Origin of the sequence: Shewanella sp. 10N.286.52.E4, assembly GCF_041468785.1 — a bacterium.
GTDB classification, from domain to species: Bacteria; Pseudomonadota; Gammaproteobacteria; order Enterobacterales; family Shewanellaceae; genus Shewanella; species Shewanella electrodiphila.
This window is the reverse complement of the sequence record NZ_JBFRJJ010000042.1, coordinates 15,045-33,017: the sequence shown is the minus strand read 5'-3', so window position 1 is coordinate 33,017 and position 17,973 is coordinate 15,045. Positions and strand designations below refer to the sequence as shown.

Genomic DNA, 17,973 nt, shown 5'->3' with positions numbered 1-17,973 from the left:
GCACAGCGAATAACAATAATGGTCTAATCTAGCTTGCTCTGGTGGATTATACGCGTCGGTGCTTTACCTGACTATGGCAGGTATTGCTCAGGTGTTTTTCTACTATAAATTCGACTGTATGCCATTAATTGCGGATAAAAGGTTCTAAATGCAATTTCAATATCGACATATAATGTATCTACATCTTTGATGGCCGTGTTAAACAATTCAGGTTTTGAAATTCTCCGGCTCACGCCTTCAATGGCTTTATTCAATCCTTGTTTAGTTTGGTAGCTGGATAGCCAATCTTGTTCGATAATGCTGGGAATGATGAGTTGCAACTTTTCCGGTAAGTCAGAAGTGTCCTCAAGACTGCGATAAGCTTTTTGAGTAAAGTCAGCCAAAGGCTCCTGATGATATTCATCCCAATAAAAGGCCAAGTAATGGTCAAAGGCTAAATCCACCAATATTGGTGCGACTCGGCGAGATGATTTTGGGAATAATTTGATTAAGTCCACAATTAATTCATGGCTATCAGTTATTTGATCTATCTGCCTATGAAGCCAAATCCCTTGCTGTAAATGCTGTGGGAAGTGTTTTATATCGCCTTTTGCAAAGTCACCAGCGAGATTGGCTGCCAAATGAGTATTGCTGATATCGGCTAAATGTAGGTGAGCAAGAAAGTTCATATTTTGTACTTTTATTTTTTGAATTTTTCAGTATGATGCTTAACCACGTAGTGAAAAGTTAAACGCCTGCTGACATCTTTTAAGTCTAGTTTCAATCATATAGATTTCTACTCAAATGTCATTGGTATTATTTTTCAGGGATGTTACGTCTAATTATAAAAATCGGTTTAAGGATCATGGATGATGAAAAACTGGATAATGTCAGTACTGGGTCAACAACCTAATCGCAAGCGTACCAAAATTGAAGTTGACCTTCGATTCGAAAAGCAATCTTTTCTACCTGAAAATAACTCTTTAGCTGAAGAAACTGATGCAGCAAAATCTGCTGCAGAATTAGATAGCAATATCCATCAATTCAAATCGCCCAATATTAAGTAACCCTCCGAACGGTTAAAAGCTGAACTGAAATTTGGTTCAGCATTCAATGTAGATCGATTCTTTACTCAATCACATTCAGATATTTGTTTCCTGCTGCTGGCAAACCAAAGATTAAATCACCGTCTAAACTTGATATTCATGGGCGGTAGTCCTAGACTAGCGGCCGTTTTTATTGTCTTTAAAAGAGTATAGATATGCGCGTTGCTGATTTTTCTTTTGATTTACCAGATGAACTTATTGCCCGCTACCCAATGGCGGAGCGAAATGCATCAAGATTATTGACCCTTGACGGCAATAGCGGTGCATTAGCAGATCAGCAATTCACTGACGTGTTGTCGAAAGTAAACAGTGGCGATTTGATGGTGTTTAATAACACTCGTGTTATTCCCGCGCGTCTATTTGGCCAAAAAGCCTCAGGCGGTAAACTCGAAATTCTTGTTGAAAGAATGCTTGATGATAAGCGTATTCTTGCTCACGTTCGTTGTTCAAAATCGCCGAAAGTTGATTCAATTGTCATCCTAGATGGCGGTTATGAAATGAAGATGCTTAAGCGTCATGACGCGCTATTCGAATTAGAACTGGATTCTGATAAAACGATTCTTGAAGTGCTAGAAGAAGTGGGTCATATGCCACTGCCTCCATATATTGACCGTCCTGACGAAGATGCTGATAAAGAGCGTTATCAAACGGTTTACAATCAAACTCCTGGCGCAGTAGCTGCGCCAACTGCAGGCTTGCATTTTGATGATGCAATGCTGGCTGCATTAAAAGACAAAGGCGTGAATATTGCTTTTGTGACTTTGCATGTCGGGGCTGGGACTTTTCAACCTGTTCGTGTTGATACCATTGATGAGCATGTGATGCATTCTGAGTGGGCTGAAGTCTCTCAAGAAGTGGTTGATTTAATCGCGGCAACCAAACAAGCAGGTCATCGAGTCATTGCAGTGGGTACTACGTCGGTTCGTTCACTTGAAAGTGCGGCCAAAGCAAGTGGTGATAATCCATTAGCTGAGTTTAAAGGCGATACCGATATCTTTATTTTTCCTGGTTATCAGTTCAAAGTGATTGATGCCATGGTGACTAATTTCCATTTACCAGAATCAACTTTGATCATGCTAATTAGTGCATTTTCAGGTTTTGATAATGTAATGAATGCCTATCAACACGCGATCGAACAAAAATACCGCTTTTTTAGCTATGGCGATGCCATGTTTTTAACGAAAAAAGCCCCGTAACGATTGATTTTGATCTAAAATACCCGCCCACAGAGGTGGGTATTTTTTTGGGTTAATTTTAACTTATTACTTGAAGTTATCACTTATGCCCTCATGTCTTATGCAACAACAACGAGTCAGACTGTTTATCTGGCAAGGTGATTTATGAATTTTGAACTTGATACAACAGACGGACGCGCACGTCGCGGCCGCTTAGTTTTTGAACGTGGCACGGTTGAAACACCTGCTTTTATGCCAGTTGGCACTTACGGCACCGTTAAAGGTATGACACCAGAAGAAGTTCGTGCGACGGGTGCGGATATTTTACTGGGTAATACATTCCATTTATGGCTACGTCCTGGTGAAGAAATTATGCGCAAGCATGGTGACTTACACGACTTCATGAACTGGCAACGTCCTATTTTAACCGATTCAGGTGGATTCCAAGTATTTAGCTTGGGGGACATCCGTAAAATTACCGAAGAAGGTGTACATTTCCGTTCACCAATTAATGGTGAAAAGATTTTCTTAGACCCTGAAAAGTCTATGCAAATCCAAAACTCATTAGGCAGCGATGTCGTGATGATTTTTGACGAATGTACTCCGTATCCAGCAACGCATGACGAAGCACGTAAATCAATGCAGATGTCTCTGCGTTGGGCACAACGTTCACGTGACGAGTTTAACCGCTTAGAAAATCCAAATTCTTTATTTGGTATTGTTCAAGGTGGTGTATATGAAGATTTACGCGACGAAAGCGTTAAAGGCTTAACTGACATCGGTTTCGATGGTTACGCCGTGGGTGGTTTGGCAGTTGGTGAGCCAAAAGAAGACATGCACCGCATTTTAGAGCATGTTTGTCCTCAGCTACCAGAAGAAAAACCGCGTTACTTAATGGGCGTGGGTAAACCAGAAGATTTAGTGGAAGGCGTTCGCCGTGGTGTAGACATGTTTGACTGTGTTATGCCAACTCGTAATGCCCGTAACGGTCACTTATTTACTTCTGAAGGTGTCATCAAAATTCGTAATGCTCGTCATCGCGATGATACCGCTCCTTTAGATGAAAGCTGTGATTGTTATACCTGTAAGAATTATTCACGTGCTTATTTATATCACTTAGATCGCTGTAATGAGATCTTAGGTGCGCGTTTAAACACCATTCATAACCTACGTTACTATCAAATTTTGATGGAAGGTTTGCGTGGTGCTATTCAGACGGGTACATTAGACGCCTTCGTTACGGATTTTTATACTAAGTTGGGTCGTGAAGTCCCACCAGTACCAGAATTACAAGACTGATTTTTAATCTAGAAAACAAGAAGAGAGTAATATGTTAATTTCAAATGCATACGCAAACGCAGCTGGCGCACCACAAGGTGGCGGCACGATGGAACTGATTTTCATGCTAGTAGTTTTTGGCTTGATTTTCTACTTTATGATTTTCCGTCCTCAGTCAAAGCGCGTTAAAGAGCACAAAAGCCTAATGTCAGCATTAAGCAAAGGCGATGAAGTGCTAACAAGCGGCGGCATTTTAGGCAAGATTGCTAAAATCAGCGAAGACAGTGATTACCTTTTATTGAGCATCAATGAAACAAGTCAAATCACTATCAAGAAGGATTATGTTGCAGCGGTATTGCCTAAAGGTTCTATCCAGTCGTTGTAAGCCAAGAGGGCTCAGGTGTGTTAAATAAATACCCAATGTGGAAAAACATCATGGTGTTGCTTGTCCTCACCATTGGTGGTTTCTATGCAATTCCAAACCTTTATGGTGAGGATCATGCGGTACAAGTCGTAGCGACTCGTGGCGCAGAAGTAACAGCTTCAACACTATCGTCAGTAAATGGATTACTTGAGAGTAAAGGCATTGCGGTAAAGCGCGCTGAGCTCGAAGATGGACAATTAATTGTCCGTGTTCAAAATGCTGAACAGCAATTATTGGCAAGAGAAGCAATTGCAGAAAGTTTAGGTGACAAATATACCGTTGCATTAAACTTAGCGCCAGCTACCCCTGAATGGCTTGATGCCATGGGTGGGACGCCAATGAAATTGGGTCTTGATTTACGTGGCGGTGTTCATTTCTTAATGGAAGTGGATATGGGCGAAGCCATTCGTAAGATGGAAGAAGCCAAAATTGCTGATTTCAGAAGCCAATTACGTGAACAGAAAATCCGTTATGCCGGCGTTCGTAAAACGGCTAAAGGCTTAGAAATCAAGTTCCGTGATGCTGACAATCTTGCTAAAGCTGAACGTTATTTAAAATCGTTAAGCAATGAAATGGTATTCACCGACGGTAGCGTTGGCGAAAACTATGCTTTATACGCAAGCATGAGTGATGTTTATTTGAGTCAAATCAAAGAAGACGCACTTCAGCAAAACATCACTACTATTCGTAATCGTGTTAACGAGTTAGGTGTTGCTGAGCCAGTTGTACAACGTCAAGGTGCAGAACGTATTATTGTTCAGTTACCAGGTGTTCAAGATACTGCGCGCGCAAAAGAGATTTTGGGTGCAACCGCATCGATTGAATTTCGCATGGTAGATGATAAAGCTGACCAAGCCGCAGCTGCTGCTGGCCGCGTTCCTGCATCATCTGAAGTTTACCCACGTCGTTCTGGCGGTATTGCTGTATTGAAAAAAGAAGTGATGCTAACGGGTGATCATATCACTGGTGCTCAACCTTCATTTGACGAATACAGTCGTCCACAGGTGTCAATTAACCTTGATGCTAAAGGCGGTAATATCTTCTCAAACGTGACTAAAGACAACATTGGTAACCCAATGGCGACTTTATTTATTGAGTATAAAGATAGCGGACAACGTAACCCTGATGGCACTGTGAAAATGACTAAGATTGAAGAAGTCATTTCAGTTGCAACTATTCAGGCACGTCTTGGCCGTAACTTCGTGATTAATGGTCTTGACCATGCTGAAGCACAAAGTTTAGCGTTACTGCTACGTGCAGGTGCTTTGATAGCGCCGGTAACGATTGTTGAAGAACGCACAATTGGTCCAAGTCTTGGTGCTGAAAATATCGAAAACGGTAAAATGGCGATGATATGGGGCATGATAGTTGTCTTAATCTTTATGCTTATTTATTACCGTGCATTCGGCGTCATCGCAAACTTAGCATTAACTGCTAACTTAGTGATGGTTGTGGGTGTCATGTCGATGATCCCAGGTGCAGTATTAACCCTGCCAGGTATCGCAGGTATGGTACTAACAGTTGGTATGGCTGTTGATGGCAACGTGCTTATTTTCGAACGTATTCGTGAAGAGTTGTTAGCAGGTCGTAGTGTTCAACAGGCAATTCATGAAGGGTATGCGAATGCATTCTCTACCATTGCCGATGCGAACATCACAACCTTTATGACTGCCTTGATTCTATTTGCTGTGGGTACTGGTGCTGTAAAAGGTTTCGCAGTCACACTAATGATAGGTATCGCAACGTCTATGTTTACATCTATTGTGGGAACACGTGTCATCGTGAATCTCATGTGGGGTGGTAAACGCGTTAAGAAACTGTCTATTTAAGGAGACGTCGACTATGTTACAAATATTTTCAGTTACCAAAGCGATCGACTTCCTTAAGCATGCGAAGGTTATCAGTCTTTTATCGGTTGTTCTTGTTGTTGGTTCTCTACTCTCTTTAGGGGTTAAAGGCATAAACTGGGGACTTGATTTTACTGGCGGTACCGTCGTTGAACTTGAGTTTTCTCAGCAGGTTGATTTGATTCAACTGCGCAGCGGACTTGATGCTGATGAAGCAGAAGGTGCGGTGGTTCAAAACTTTGGCTCAAGCCGTGACGTATTAATTCGTCTTCCGGTACGAGAAGAAATCAAAAGTGATGACCAAGTTAGCGCCGTTATGGAAGCTGCTCGTTCAATTGATTCGAACGTGATTCAAAAGCGTGTTGAGTTTGTTGGACCTCAAGTCGGTAAAGAGTTAGCCGAGCAGGGCGGTCTAGCCGTTATTGTTGCGTTAATTTGTATTTTGATTTACGTATCATTCCGTTTTGAATGGCGCTTAGCAATGGGTTCAGTTGCGGCACTTGCTCATGACGTTATCGTTACTTTAGGTGTTTTCTCAATCTTACAACTTGAGTTTGATTTGACCGTATTAGCGGGCTTATTGACCGTTGTCGGGTATTCATTGAACGATACGATTGTTGTATATGACCGTGTTCGTGAAAACTTCCTCAAGATGCGTAAAGGCGGCCCTAATGAAGTCGTCAATAAGTCAATTACTCAAACTATGAGCCGTACCATTATTACAACAGGTACAACCCTTGTGGTAGTGATTGCACTGTTCCTTAAAGGTGGCACGATGATCCACGGATTCGCAACAGCATTGCTGTGCGGTATCTTTGTGGGTACCTATTCATCTATTTACGTTGCAAGTTTCTTAGCGATTAAGCTTGGGATCTGTCGTGAACATATGATGCCTGTTGAGATTGAAAAAGAAGGCGCTGATCAAGACGCTGTTATGCCTTAATTATTAACTTATTAAGGAAATAGCTAATAATTAGCGAACCCAAAAGCCACTCAATATTGAGTGGCTTTTTTGTGAATGTCATTTAGCGAATTAAGCGTTTTGTTGGGATAACAAATGTTGGAAGACGAGAGGAGAAATTGCAGCAATAAACTGGCCATTAGCAGGGTGTAATACATCGAGTTCAACCCAACCATCCGTTGAAAGTTGCTCTAAAACGTTAACCTGGGTACTGTCCACCGCTTGAGCCTCCCACAGCCCTTTTGCTTTGATAATGCCAAAATTGGTATGTAATCGAGTAATCGTAAATGGGATCATAATTGAGTCACTTCGATTTGATAATGGGCTTGGCCTTTTTCACCAGAAGTAAAAGTACCGTGTCCTTGAATATTAACTAACTCACCTTGGCCAGAATTAGGCACAATCATAAAATGGCTGCTGGCAATGCCATTTTCAAATTTGCCATCATGCTGTAATACGAAACTGCCAGATTTACCACTAACACTCACTTCAACGTTCTCATAACCGCAAAATACTGCCATGCCGTCGGCGGTATAGCACATAATGTATTTAGGCTGGCTGACCCCTTCAAGATCACCAGAATACATTTGGGTAATACTTGCTGACGTTTGTTTCGCGCCATCAGGGTGCTGGATATCGGTGGTTTCATCCCAGCTGGTAATTTGAAAAATGCCTGATATTTGAAGATTCATATTGTTCTCCTTTTAGAACTAACATGAGCATATATTGAGTATAAAGTTTAATCAATGCTCGACAGCAAGAACCATTTGCAAGTAGGATAATTAAAAATTTGCCAGCAGAGCAATAGCAGTAAGGATAATAATGGAAGATAGAAAAGTACTATTAACTGGTGGAAACTTGCTCCAGGCACACACTTGGAAAGGACTACTGGAAACAAATGGCATCATGGTCGAGCTCACAGGCGAAGCATTAGTGGGGGGGGTCGGCGAACTTCCTACTGAAATGCAAACTGTCGATCTATGGGTTAACCAAAATCAATTAGAGCAAGCTCGCTCAATTCTTGAATCACATGATATGGATCGTCCTCAATGGCAATGTTTACATTGTCATGAAATGAATGACGGCAGTTTTGAATTGTGTTGGCAATGCAGTTCGCCCCAAAGTACACCTCATAACTAATATACATAATGAATATCAATAGCGAATAGCCATAACCAATGACCCAAAACTAAGATAATGAGTTAAATCATATTAATTGATTATCTTTGATAGCCAAATTGACTAGGACAATCACTGATTAAATTGGTTATAGTCAGGTCATTGTGATATTTCGAGACTAATCAATGCAGTACTTCCCATTGTTTGTGGATACTAAAAATTTAAGTGTATTAATTGTTGGTGCTGGTGAAGTAGCAACCAGAAAGTTAGATTTATTATCTCGTACAGAAGCCGAAATAGACGTTATTGCGCCAGATATTGCTGCCGAAATCCGTGTTTATGAACAAAAGGGTCGTATCAAGCTTTATCAACGTGCAGTTCACGCTGATGACATTGCTGATTATGATGTTATTTACATGGCGACGGCTAATGAACAGCTGAATATGGATTATGCGGTTTTGGCCACTCAAAAAGGAATTTGGGTAAATGTTGTCGATAATCCAAGTTTCTGCCGCTTTATTACCCCGTCAATTGTCGACAGAGGAAGATTAGTCGTCGCGATTAGTACTGCTGGTGCTGCGCCTGTATTCGCTCGTACCATTCGCTCACGCCTTGAAACGTTATTACCGCAATCATTGAGTCCATTATTTGATTTCGTCGCTTCTAAGCGCATTGAAGTGCAGCATAAAATTACTTCAGGTAAAGACAGACGATTATTTTGGGAACGTTTTTTTAATCTCAATAATGATCGTTTTGATAGTGGCACGCAAAGCCATTACCAAGATGCATTTGAAAGTTATGGCGCCGAAGGTGAAATTTTATTATTTAATGAAAATGATAATGCAGGATTGCTTCCTATTGCCGCCATGCCATTACTACAAAAAATAGATACGTTTTATTCTGATATGACTCAAGATGGTGTTAATCATGAGGCAAGTAGTGCTAACCACCATAGCTTAACCGATATTAATGAGTTAGTAAGACGTGATGCCAGTCGTGAAAGCATTCCAACATTGAGCGAAATCACTGAGAAATATCAACATGGCGATAGGATGTTACTGGTGGTCAATCAAGAAAAACTGAATAAGCTTAAAGCGCATTTTCCTATGGCCAAACATCTACAACCTGGCGCTTTATAATATTAACGTGATTGAGTTCATTTTTATAAAATTGATGCCGAGAGTGGTAAAATAAGGTCTGTTTGATAACCGCTTATCATAAACCGAGTTTCATACTGAAGTTAAACAGTATAAACTCGGTTTTTTTATTTGACTGGAACCCTCATGGCGCCTAAAGCTACCGTCTTTAAAGCTGCACTTCAAATTGCTGATATGGACAGAAATTACTATGCTGACCATCAATTAACGATTGCTCAGCATCCTTCAGAAACTGATAGCCGTATGATGGTAAGAATTCTCGCGTTTATTATGAATGCCTCAGACGCTTTGCAGTTCAGCAAAGGCCTTTGTGTTGATGATGAGCCAGAGCTATGGGAAAAGAGTCTTTCAGATGAAATCATGCTTTGGATTGAATTTGGCCAAGCTGATGAAAAATGGCTACGCAAAGCGTGCGGCCGTTCAAAGCAAGTGCAATTAATCACATATGCGGGTCGCAGTGTACCTATCTGGTGGCAGCAAAATGAACAGGCGCTTCAACGCTATAAGAACCTGTCAGTATTTAATATTGATGAAGACAGTGTTAAAGCTATGGAAGTGTTTGTCGCGCGCAGTATGAAGATTCAAGTGAGCATCAGTGATGGCGAGATTTGGCTGTCTGATGACACTAACAGTTTGATGATCCAACCTGAGCAGTTAAAGTAACAGCAAACTAAATATGGACTATAATTTGTAGGTTACCAAGTCTTAGTAACCTTGCCTTAGTTATAACGACGTGCGCCATTTTTAAAATGGCCAATATAATAACTTTTATGGCTATGACCGTTTTAAACAGCGGTTTCAGAAGGTTATATATTTGGTTTTCAATATCTTTACTGACTCTGTTTTTTACAAAATATGTTTTTTACAAGATATGTTTTAACGGGTAAATGTTGAAGCAACCAGAATAGACTCGATAACAAATTGGGATTTGTACTAGAACAGTCTATGAAGGATGTGACAATGAAGACGCTATCGTTAAAAACTATTGAAAAAATAGATCTACTCGCTCGGCCAGAAGTGGCTGAGCATATCAATATATTCTCTGCCGCCTCTGCAGTTTTCACCGATTTTAAAACCCTCAAACCTTTAGTCATTAAAATGAACACCGCAGCTGTCGATGTTGAACATTTGATGAAACAATCCCATGTTAGGCTCAAAATAGTGATTGATGAAAAAGGCCACTTTATGGGCTTAGTCAGTTTGCAAATGCTTCATAGCCAAGAAATGCAAAAACATGTCGCACAAGGCTTCCCAAGGGAGCAGTTATTATTGTCCGACTTCATGCTGCCAAAAGATGCCTTAAAAGCCATTGATTACCAAGAACTTTCAAAAGCGCGCATTTGTGATGTGATTGATACGCTTAAACATTCTCAGCATCAGCATTGTTTGGTTGTCGATGAGCAACGAGATGTGATTCGGGGACTTATTTCAGCAAATGATATCGTGCGAAAATTAAAACTCCCGATTGATGTGAGCCTTAATCCTAGCTTTATGGAAATAGCCGATAGCATCGAGAAAGTAAAAGTCGCTAGCTGAATGTGGTGAATTGCATACAGTTATTGAAGTTACTTAGGTCATTGAAGTTTTGTTCTGAAATGATTAAATCAAATCGTCTTTGGTGTTGTTTTTCAAAAGTATAATCATTAATGTCTAATAAACCTTTTTAGATGGAGTGATTATGCATATTCGAAAGGCAACCATTGACGATGCTCCAGACGCATTTGAAATTCGTAATCTGGCGATTTTATCACAATGCAAAGGCCACTATAGCGATGATATATTGACTAAGTGGACAGATGGAGAGTTACCGACAGAGTTTGCTCATGCATTCGCAAAATATGGTTTTGTTTCTGAAATCGAAAACAAAGTGGTTGGTGTTGGTATGCTTGATGTTGATAACGGTATGGTCGATGCCATATTTGTTCGCCCAGAGTCTTTCGGTAAAGGCTTAGGTAAGCGAATGCTTATGCATCTAGAAGCTCAAGCAAGGCGAGTAAACTGTAAAGAATTGAGGTTGGATGCCACGTTAAATGCAGCCGCATTCTACAGAAGTTGTGGTTTTGAAGGACATAATCAGTCTGTTTGGCATTCTCCTAGAGGGATCGATCTTGCCTGTATTCCGATGGTTAAAGTCCTTTAGCGTCAGTGCTATCATTTATGTTCGGTTATACAAATAAATTGGGTTCACGAGTATTGAGTGATAAAGAGTTAGACATTAAAAAAGCCTCATCAATGAGGCTTTTTTGTGTCACAAATAGATACCAATATTGAGGTCGTTGTGGGGATCAGTTAACGAGGTTAATTAGTTTCATGTGCGCGCAATATTTCAAATCCACCGCCATTATAGCTTTGAGTAAAACCTGCTTTGACCAGTTCTGCATTAGCAATGCCACTGCGTCTTCCACTACGACAATAGAGTACGATTGACGTATCTTTTGACAGCTTTTGCTCGGTTAATTTGTTTAGCACCACTTCAAAAGGGATATTGATAGCCCCTTCTAAATGTCCTGCTGCAAACTCTTGTTCAGTGCGGACATCAAGTAGTATCGCTCCAGCATTAATTTTATCCCAAGCCACACTTGGAACCTTATCTTCAGCACTTGAAATAGCTGAAAACATCAATGCTAAGCAGCCAATAACCAGTAATGCTGTTTGATGAAAAAAGCGAGAGTGTCGTTGTTGCACAGGCGTTCCTTTTATTCTTTTTGTAGCATTGCTAATTCAGTGGCCGTTTTGACACCTAGCTTTTTAAACAGCATTGCAGCTGGGCAAAAGCCAGTGAAGGCACTTTGTAATAGATTAGCGCCAACAAACACGGTTAGCCAGATAAAGTTATGATCTAGCCAAGCTGTTAATGCCAATGACAACAACACCATAAAACCGGCAAATGCCATAATAACTCTTTCTAAAGACATGTGAATCTCCTTAAATACCTTGTTTATTCTTGTATAAATTGTTTATTTTTCATTACGCTGTAATACAGAATTGGAATAACCACCAGAGTTAAAATACTGGATATAAAAATCCCGAAAATAAGACTGATAGCTAGACCATTAAAGATAGGGTCATCAATGATAAATAGGGCACCGATCATGGCTGCAAATGCAGTCAACATAATGGGTTTTGCCCGCACAGCGCCTGACTGAATAACTGCTTGTTCCAGCGGCACACCTTTGGCTGTTTCTAAATTGATGAAATCAACGAGTAAAATCGAATTCCGTACGATGATCCCGGCAAGGGCAATCATGCCAATCATTGACGGGGCGGTGAAATGAGCGCCCAATAAAGCATGGCCCGGCATCACGCCAATAATAGTCAGCGGAATAGGCGCCATAATCACTAAAGGAACGATATAGGACTTAAAGTGGCCCACAACCAATAAGTAAATCGCTATCATCCCAATGGCATAGGCAATTCCCATATCTCTGAAGGTTTCATAGGTAATTTTCCATTCACCATCCCATAAAATAGCCACTTCATCTAAGCCATCGGGTTGATTAATCAAATGCTGTTTAATTGGGTAAGGGTTAACGCCGGAGTCATTATCATCTTCTATGCCTGCAAACATGCTGAACATGCCGTAAAGTGGGCTATCTGTTGGCCCTGCCATATCAGCAACCACCATAATCATCGGCACCATGTTTTTGTGGATGATTGGGGTATTGATGTTGCCGTACTCAATTGATACAAGGTCGCTTAAGCTAATGCTTGTGCCCTCGGCATTGGTCAATCTTAATGACAATATCTGTTGTAAATTAAGCTTAGATTCTTCGCTTGCCTGTAATCTAATTGGGATCGGTAATTGATAATCTTTATTATGCAAATAACTCACATCTGCACCTTCTACCGCAGTGGCGATGGTATTGACAATTTGAGTGTATTGAAGACCCAATAATTGCGCCTTGCTTCTATCAATATTTAAGCGCCAGTGCGCCGCATCACTGGGCAGATAAATATCCACATCGACCACATGTTCAGTTTGCTTAAAGCGTTGCTCTAATGCTTTGGCGGTTTGCTCACGCAATTCAGTCGTGGGGGCATAAACCTCTGCCAAAATCGGTGACCACACAGGTGGTCCAGGTGGCACTTCAACAATTTTAATATTGGCTTGATAGGGTTTAGCTATCTCATGCAGTTTATTGCGAACTGAGGTTGCGATTTCGTGGCTATCTCTACTTCTATCTGATTTGTCGACAAGGTTTACTTGGATATCACCCAACTCTTGGCTTTGTCGCATAAAATAATGTCTGACAAGGCCATTGAAGTTTATTGGTGCGTGAGTACCAGCATAAAGTTGTAGATGTTCAACTTCATCTACGCTGAGCAAGTAGTCACTTAAGTCTTTAAGGACTCGCTGAGTTTGCTCCACTGGGGTACCTTCGGGCATATCCACCAACACTTGAAACTCAGACTTATTATCAAATGGCAGCATTTTTAAAATCACAGCCTGGCCAACTGGCAATGCTACAGCGATAGCAATTAATAATAAAATGGCACCTGTTAAGCCAAAGCGGGCTAAACGCGCTTTGCTACCTATGAGAAACGGTGTCATTAATCGTGTGAATAAAGCCTGTAGTTTATCGTCTGTATTATGTGACTGTGGCTTTAATTGTGTCTGACGATCCGCTTGTTTTGTATCAGGTGTAGCCGAACTTGATGCGGTAACACCTGAATTGTCTTGTTGACCTGAATTTAATTGTGTCTGACGAACCGCTTGTTTTGTATCAGATGTAGCCGAACTTGATACGGTAACATCTGAATTGTCTTGTTGACCTGAATGACTGTGTCTGAGCAGTTTTAAACTCAACCAAGGTGTGACGACAAATGCGACGACTAATGAGATCAACATACCCATACTGGAATTTATCGGAATAGGGCTCATATAAGGCCCCATAAGACCAGAAACGAACGCCATAGGCATAAGTGCAGCAATAACAGTAAAGGTGGCTAGAATCGTCGGCCCGCCGACTTCATCAACTGCAAGAGGTATCAGTGTTTTAAAGTCTTTAGTCCCCATTGCCATGTGTCGGTGAATATTTTCGACCACCACAATGGCATCGTCGACCAAAATCCCGATGGAAAATATTAACGCAAATAAGGATATTCGATTAAGGGTAAAACCCCATGCCCACGATGCAAATAATGTCATGGCTAAGGTGACGATAATTGCGATACCGACCACTAGGGCTTCACGCTTGCCCATGGTGATTAATACCAATAGCACAACAGCCATCGTGGCAAACATGAGTTTCAGGATGAGCGTATTGGCTTTATTACCAGCTGTTTCACCATAGTTTCTTGAAACCGTTACTTCAACATTGTCTGGAATTAATAGATTATCGACCTTGGCTAGGCGCGTCATGATTTGCTCAGTGATCTCCACCGCGTTTTCGCCGCCTTGTTTACCAATGGCAATCGTGACAGCTGGGTAGGTGCCTGATGAATCAACATGCCAAACGTTATCGGTTGCGGTATCAGCTTGTAAGCTGATGTCAGCAATATCTGATAAATACACAGGGTTTGCTTGGTTATTGACTTGGCTAACTTTAACAATCAATTGGCTCACATCTTCAATGCTCTGAAGGAACTGACCAGTTTGAACCTTGATGAGTTGATTCTGCTGGATTAAGTCACCAGGCATGGATATTTGATTATTATCAGTGAGGACGTGTGTTAACTCTGAAAAACTCACGCCATAGTGATTCATTTTAAGTGGATCAAGTCGAACATTTACCGCCAGCTCTTGGCGTCCCATCGAGTAAATTTCTCGAGTACCTTTAACCCGCTTAAATTCATTTTCAAGTTCAGTGGCGACAATGGTTAATTCTTCAGCATTCACATTAGGATCTTTCGACCAAAGGGTTAAGCCTACAATTGGTACATCATCGATACCGCGAGGTTTGATTAAAGGTGTGCCAATGCCTGCAGCTTGATTAAACTTATCTTGGTTTGATTGCAGTTGGTTGTATAAATTAACAATGGCGTGATCGCGAGCAACGCCCACATCAAATACTGCGATGATGAGCGCACCGTCATTCATCGAAAAGGAATATAAGGTGTCTATTCCTTTAAGTTCAGAAATAATCTTTTCAGCGGGTAATGTGACCTGTCTAGACACTTCTTCTGGTGTGGCGCCAACATAAGGAATATAAACATCAGCAAAAGTGACGTCTATTTGTGGTTCTTCTTCTTTAGGCGTGACTATGATGGCAAATAAGCCTAATAAAAGCGCTAAAAGAGCCAACAATGGCGTGATAGCACTTGATTGGAAGGCTTTTGCAATTTTACCTGAAATGCCAAGAGTAGTAGGTTCAGTCATGATATTACTCGCCTGATTTTTCGGTGTTGAGTAGGTACTTAGTGGCGCGCTTAATAATCTTATCGCCAGCAATTAAACCCGCTTCGACAACATATTGTTGATTGTCGATTTGGCGTAATCTAACTTGTGTTTGCACGAACTTATCATTTTGCTGACGAAATACTGCTGTGTAGTCGCCACGTTGAAAGACCGCAGAATGTGGAATGATAATTTGATCTGTTGCTGTATCGGCAATCATTACTTTTACCCATTCACCTGGCGAGAGAGCGGCGTTTGTTTGTGGTAGGTTGATACGTACTTGGTAGCTTTGACTTGCAGTTTGTAAGAACACATATGGATTGATATCAGTGGAGCTAATACGCAAGCCAGAGTTGAGCTCAACGGTAATCTTTGCGTTAGCATCGACGAGTTGTCGATATTGCTGCGGCAGTTGAAAGATCGCACGCATATTGTCGGTAGAGTAACCAGCATATAGGGCTTGGCCAACAGTGACGGTTTCGCCTTGCTCAACAAAACGCTGGGTAACGCGGCCGCTAAAAGGGGCATTAACCGTGGTGTAGTTTAAGGTTTCATTGGCTTGAATTAACTTGGCTTTAGCAGCTGATACGGCTTGTAAACTTGAGGCAGAGTTAGCCGTCGCCTCGTCCATAGCACCTTTAGAAATCGCGCCCTTTGGAAACAGCTCTTGATAACGCTTGAACTGGGCTTGAGATTCAATATTTCTCGCTTTGGCTTGTGCAAGTTCAGCTTCAGCAGCCGCAAGTCCAGCGCCTTGCTCTTTACTGGTTATTTCAAGTAAAGCAGCGCCTTCTGGGACAGTATCATTTACATCATAGTTAAGTTTAAGAATTCGCCCAGCAGTTTGCGCAGAAACCGTGGCAGCTTTGATTGCTTCAATCTGCCCATCAAATTGAAGGTAAGGAATATGACTTTGCGGTTGGATATGGATGGTTTCGGGCGCCGCAATTGCCAATGGGGCAAAAATGCTGATTTGCGAAATTGATAAAACCGTAATTAACATCGAACGTGTGCGCCACATAAACTTATCCAACAATAGAAAAATAATCCATAAGAAAATTCTAATAGACTTTATTGTCTTGTGCAATCTATTTATGAGGAAAATCTAATGGATGTTGTATTAATAGGGATTGTGTTAATAGGGATTGTGTTAATAGGGATTGTGTTATTAATCGTTGGAGAGAATTTAGACACAAAAAAGCCGCCTAACTCGAATAGGCGGCTTTTCTAGTCTTAATCTACACTAGTAAATTGTTAAATTTAGAAGTTGTAGTTGTACTGCAGTGAGAAGTAGTTTGCACCAGACTCAGTATAAGCACTAACTGTTGGCGTTAAGGCGCTTTCTTCAAGAACATGCACTTTTTCACCGTCTACTAAGGTATAGCCGAAGTCGATACTCGAGTTTTGGTTAATGTTGTAAGTGAAACCTGCTGAGTACCAAATACGGTCTGAATCAGGAATTGATAAAGATGATACTTCGCCGACTACACCTTGGTCGTTGGCAATACCAGCTCTAACGGTCCAGTTTTCGTTGATGTCGTAAGTTGCACCTAAACTTAAGAACCAAGAATCTTTCCAGTTGTATTCTTTTAAAATAGCTTCGCTAGAACCAGCATCACCATCAACTAAGCCGATATGATCGAATGTGCTCCATTGAGTCCACTGTGCGGTATAGTGAACAGCAAACTTTTCAGTTAACTGATGGAAACCAGCGAACTGAGCGATATCAGCCATTGGAATTTCAATTTCATCGAAGTTTTCTGCAGCTGTTAATGGATTCGCATTATAAGCTATGTCACCGGAAGCTTTCATTTCAGGGCTGAAACGGTAGCTTAGACCAAATCGGTGATTTTCATTAATTTCGTAAGCTAAACCAACGATACCACCAACAGCCCAGCCATCAGCGTCAACATCAACAAGGTTTAATGGAATATCTTCGCCTACGCCTGGAATCGTGATTTCACCATTACGAGTTAATGTACCAGAACCTTGGATGATATCTAAACCTAAACCTAGGCTTAGAGAATCGTTAATGCGGTATGACATGCTGGCATTTAAGTTGATTGTGACAACTTCAGTATTACCCAGCAAATCAATAGGAGTGTTGAAGTCTTGGTTATTGTTTAGCTCACTAAGGTCGGTACCAGTACCATAGTTACTGAATGCAGCAAAACCGAAAGCGATTTTGTCATTAATAGGATTGATGTAATAAAAGTTTGGGATAATTTTATTTTCTGCTGCGTTATCTAGGCTGCCTAAGTGATTGGTTCCACCTAATAACGAGTCATACTGAACATCACTAACTTCAACATTGATATCAGCGTAAGTCATACCAACAGAGATAGCTGTTTCATCAAACAATGCCATAGCAGCAGGGTTACGTGCTAGTACAGACGCGTTATCAGCGATGATTGCATCACCCGCCATCGCACGGCCAATACCAGTTGCAGATTGGCTGTTTAACTGAAAACCAGCTGCCATTGATTGTGTGCTTGCTAGCGTTACCGCTACTGCAAGAAGTGTCTTGTTGAATTTAGTCATCAGTTTGCTCTCATCGTTGTACGTCAGTTTATTAATTCGCGCCATGCTT

At 41.2% G+C, this 17,973-nt stretch carries 19 protein-coding genes; 11 read left to right on the top strand and 8 right to left on the bottom strand.

The annotated features are described in order from the left end of the window. Positions 1-71 precede the first annotated feature (71 nt). On the bottom strand, positions 72-668 hold the full coding sequence (locus tag AB4153_RS18830) for an ACP phosphodiesterase (protein ID WP_102526679.1): 597 nt from the start codon (positions 666-668) through the stop codon (positions 72-74). A 183-nt stretch (positions 669-851) separates the two neighbouring features. On the opposite strand from AB4153_RS18830, the gene AB4153_RS18825 reads away from it, so the two are divergent. The 6 genes from AB4153_RS18825 (at position 852) to secF (ending at position 6,752) form a co-directional block, all read left to right on the top strand. Further along, a complete protein-coding gene (locus AB4153_RS18825; protein ID WP_133146614.1) occupies positions 852-1,046 on the top strand; it encodes a hypothetical protein in 195 nt (64 codons plus the stop codon). A 194-nt stretch (positions 1,047-1,240) separates the two neighbouring features. Then, positions 1,241-2,281 (top strand): tRNA preQ1(34) S-adenosylmethionine ribosyltransferase-isomerase QueA, encoded by a 1,041-nt coding sequence (queA, locus tag AB4153_RS18820; protein ID WP_371998370.1) that lies wholly within the window; start codon positions 1,241-1,243, stop codon positions 2,279-2,281. A 144-nt stretch (positions 2,282-2,425) separates the two neighbouring features. Continuing rightward, positions 2,426-3,559 (top strand): tRNA guanosine(34) transglycosylase Tgt, encoded by a 1,134-nt coding sequence (gene tgt, locus AB4153_RS18815; protein WP_102526682.1) that lies wholly within the window; start codon positions 2,426-2,428, stop codon positions 3,557-3,559. 31 nt (positions 3,560-3,590) lie between these two features. Next, complete coding sequence (gene yajC, locus AB4153_RS18810; RefSeq protein ID WP_102526683.1) at positions 3,591-3,923, top strand: preprotein translocase subunit YajC; 333 nt, start codon at positions 3,591-3,593, stop codon at positions 3,921-3,923. A gap of 17 nt (positions 3,924-3,940) precedes the next feature. Beyond that, positions 3,941-5,791 carry a protein translocase subunit SecD gene (gene secD, locus AB4153_RS18805; RefSeq protein ID WP_102526684.1) on the top strand — a complete coding sequence of 617 codons (1,851 nt, stop codon included), beginning with the start codon at positions 3,941-3,943 and terminating at the stop codon, positions 5,789-5,791. A gap of 13 nt (positions 5,792-5,804) precedes the next feature. Further along, positions 5,805-6,752: a protein translocase subunit SecF gene (secF, locus tag AB4153_RS18800; RefSeq protein ID WP_371998369.1), complete on the top strand. Its 948-nt coding sequence runs from the start codon at positions 5,805-5,807 to the stop codon at positions 6,750-6,752. Positions 6,753-6,842: 90 nt separating this feature from the next. On the opposite strand, the gene AB4153_RS18795 is transcribed toward secF, so the two are convergent. Both AB4153_RS18795 and AB4153_RS18790 read right to left on the bottom strand, forming a co-directional pair. After that, positions 6,843-7,067, bottom strand: a complete 225-nt coding sequence (locus AB4153_RS18795; protein ID WP_303518139.1) for a hypothetical protein — start codon at positions 7,065-7,067, stop codon at positions 6,843-6,845. Beyond that, positions 7,064-7,462, bottom strand: coding sequence for a DUF3224 domain-containing protein (locus AB4153_RS18790; RefSeq protein ID WP_248956916.1), 399 nt, complete (start codon positions 7,460-7,462; stop codon positions 7,064-7,066). Before AB4153_RS18790 ends, AB4153_RS18795 begins: the two co-directional genes overlap by 4 nt. Before the next feature lie 130 nt (positions 7,463-7,592). Between AB4153_RS18790 and AB4153_RS18785 the strand changes: the two genes are divergently transcribed. From AB4153_RS18785 to AB4153_RS18765, 5 genes are all read left to right on the top strand, one after another. After that, positions 7,593-7,910 (top strand): DUF2007 domain-containing protein, encoded by a 318-nt coding sequence (locus tag AB4153_RS18785; RefSeq protein ID WP_102526688.1) that lies wholly within the window; start codon positions 7,593-7,595, stop codon positions 7,908-7,910. Between the two features lie 164 nt (positions 7,911-8,074). Next, positions 8,075-9,028 (top strand): bifunctional precorrin-2 dehydrogenase/sirohydrochlorin ferrochelatase, encoded by a 954-nt coding sequence (locus AB4153_RS18780; RefSeq protein WP_371998368.1) that lies wholly within the window; start codon positions 8,075-8,077, stop codon positions 9,026-9,028. A 144-nt stretch (positions 9,029-9,172) separates the two neighbouring features. Beyond that, entirely contained in the window at positions 9,173-9,709 is a 537-nt protein-coding gene (locus AB4153_RS18775; protein ID WP_102526690.1) for a YaeQ family protein, read from the top strand. Positions 9,710-10,006: 297 nt separating this feature from the next. After that, a complete protein-coding gene (locus tag AB4153_RS18770; RefSeq protein ID WP_102526691.1) occupies positions 10,007-10,582 on the top strand; it encodes a CBS domain-containing protein in 576 nt (191 codons plus the stop codon). Between the two features lie 142 nt (positions 10,583-10,724). Continuing rightward, a complete protein-coding gene (locus AB4153_RS18765; RefSeq protein ID WP_229372156.1) occupies positions 10,725-11,186 on the top strand; it encodes a GNAT family N-acetyltransferase in 462 nt (153 codons plus the stop codon). A gap of 158 nt (positions 11,187-11,344) precedes the next feature. Here AB4153_RS18765 and AB4153_RS18760 read toward each other — a convergent pair whose 3' ends face one another. The 5 genes from AB4153_RS18760 to AB4153_RS18740 all read right to left on the bottom strand — a co-directional run bounded on the left by AB4153_RS18760 (position 11,345) and on the right by AB4153_RS18740 (position 17,924). Next, positions 11,345-11,731, bottom strand: coding sequence for a rhodanese-like domain-containing protein (locus AB4153_RS18760; RefSeq protein ID WP_371998367.1), 387 nt, complete (start codon positions 11,729-11,731; stop codon positions 11,345-11,347). Positions 11,732-11,742: 11 nt separating this feature from the next. After that, entirely contained in the window at positions 11,743-11,961 is a 219-nt protein-coding gene (locus AB4153_RS18755; protein WP_102526693.1) for a DUF2892 domain-containing protein, read from the bottom strand. A 23-nt stretch (positions 11,962-11,984) separates the two neighbouring features. Further along, positions 11,985-15,365, bottom strand: coding sequence for an efflux RND transporter permease subunit (locus AB4153_RS18750; RefSeq protein ID WP_371998366.1), 3,381 nt, complete (start codon positions 15,363-15,365; stop codon positions 11,985-11,987). A gap of 4 nt (positions 15,366-15,369) precedes the next feature. Further along, positions 15,370-16,404, bottom strand: coding sequence for an efflux RND transporter periplasmic adaptor subunit (locus AB4153_RS18745; RefSeq protein WP_371998365.1), 1,035 nt, complete (start codon positions 16,402-16,404; stop codon positions 15,370-15,372). Positions 16,405-16,643: 239 nt separating this feature from the next. Then, entirely contained in the window at positions 16,644-17,924 is a 1,281-nt protein-coding gene (locus AB4153_RS18740) for an OmpP1/FadL family transporter (protein ID WP_371998376.1), read from the bottom strand. Positions 17,925-17,973 lie beyond the last annotated feature (49 nt).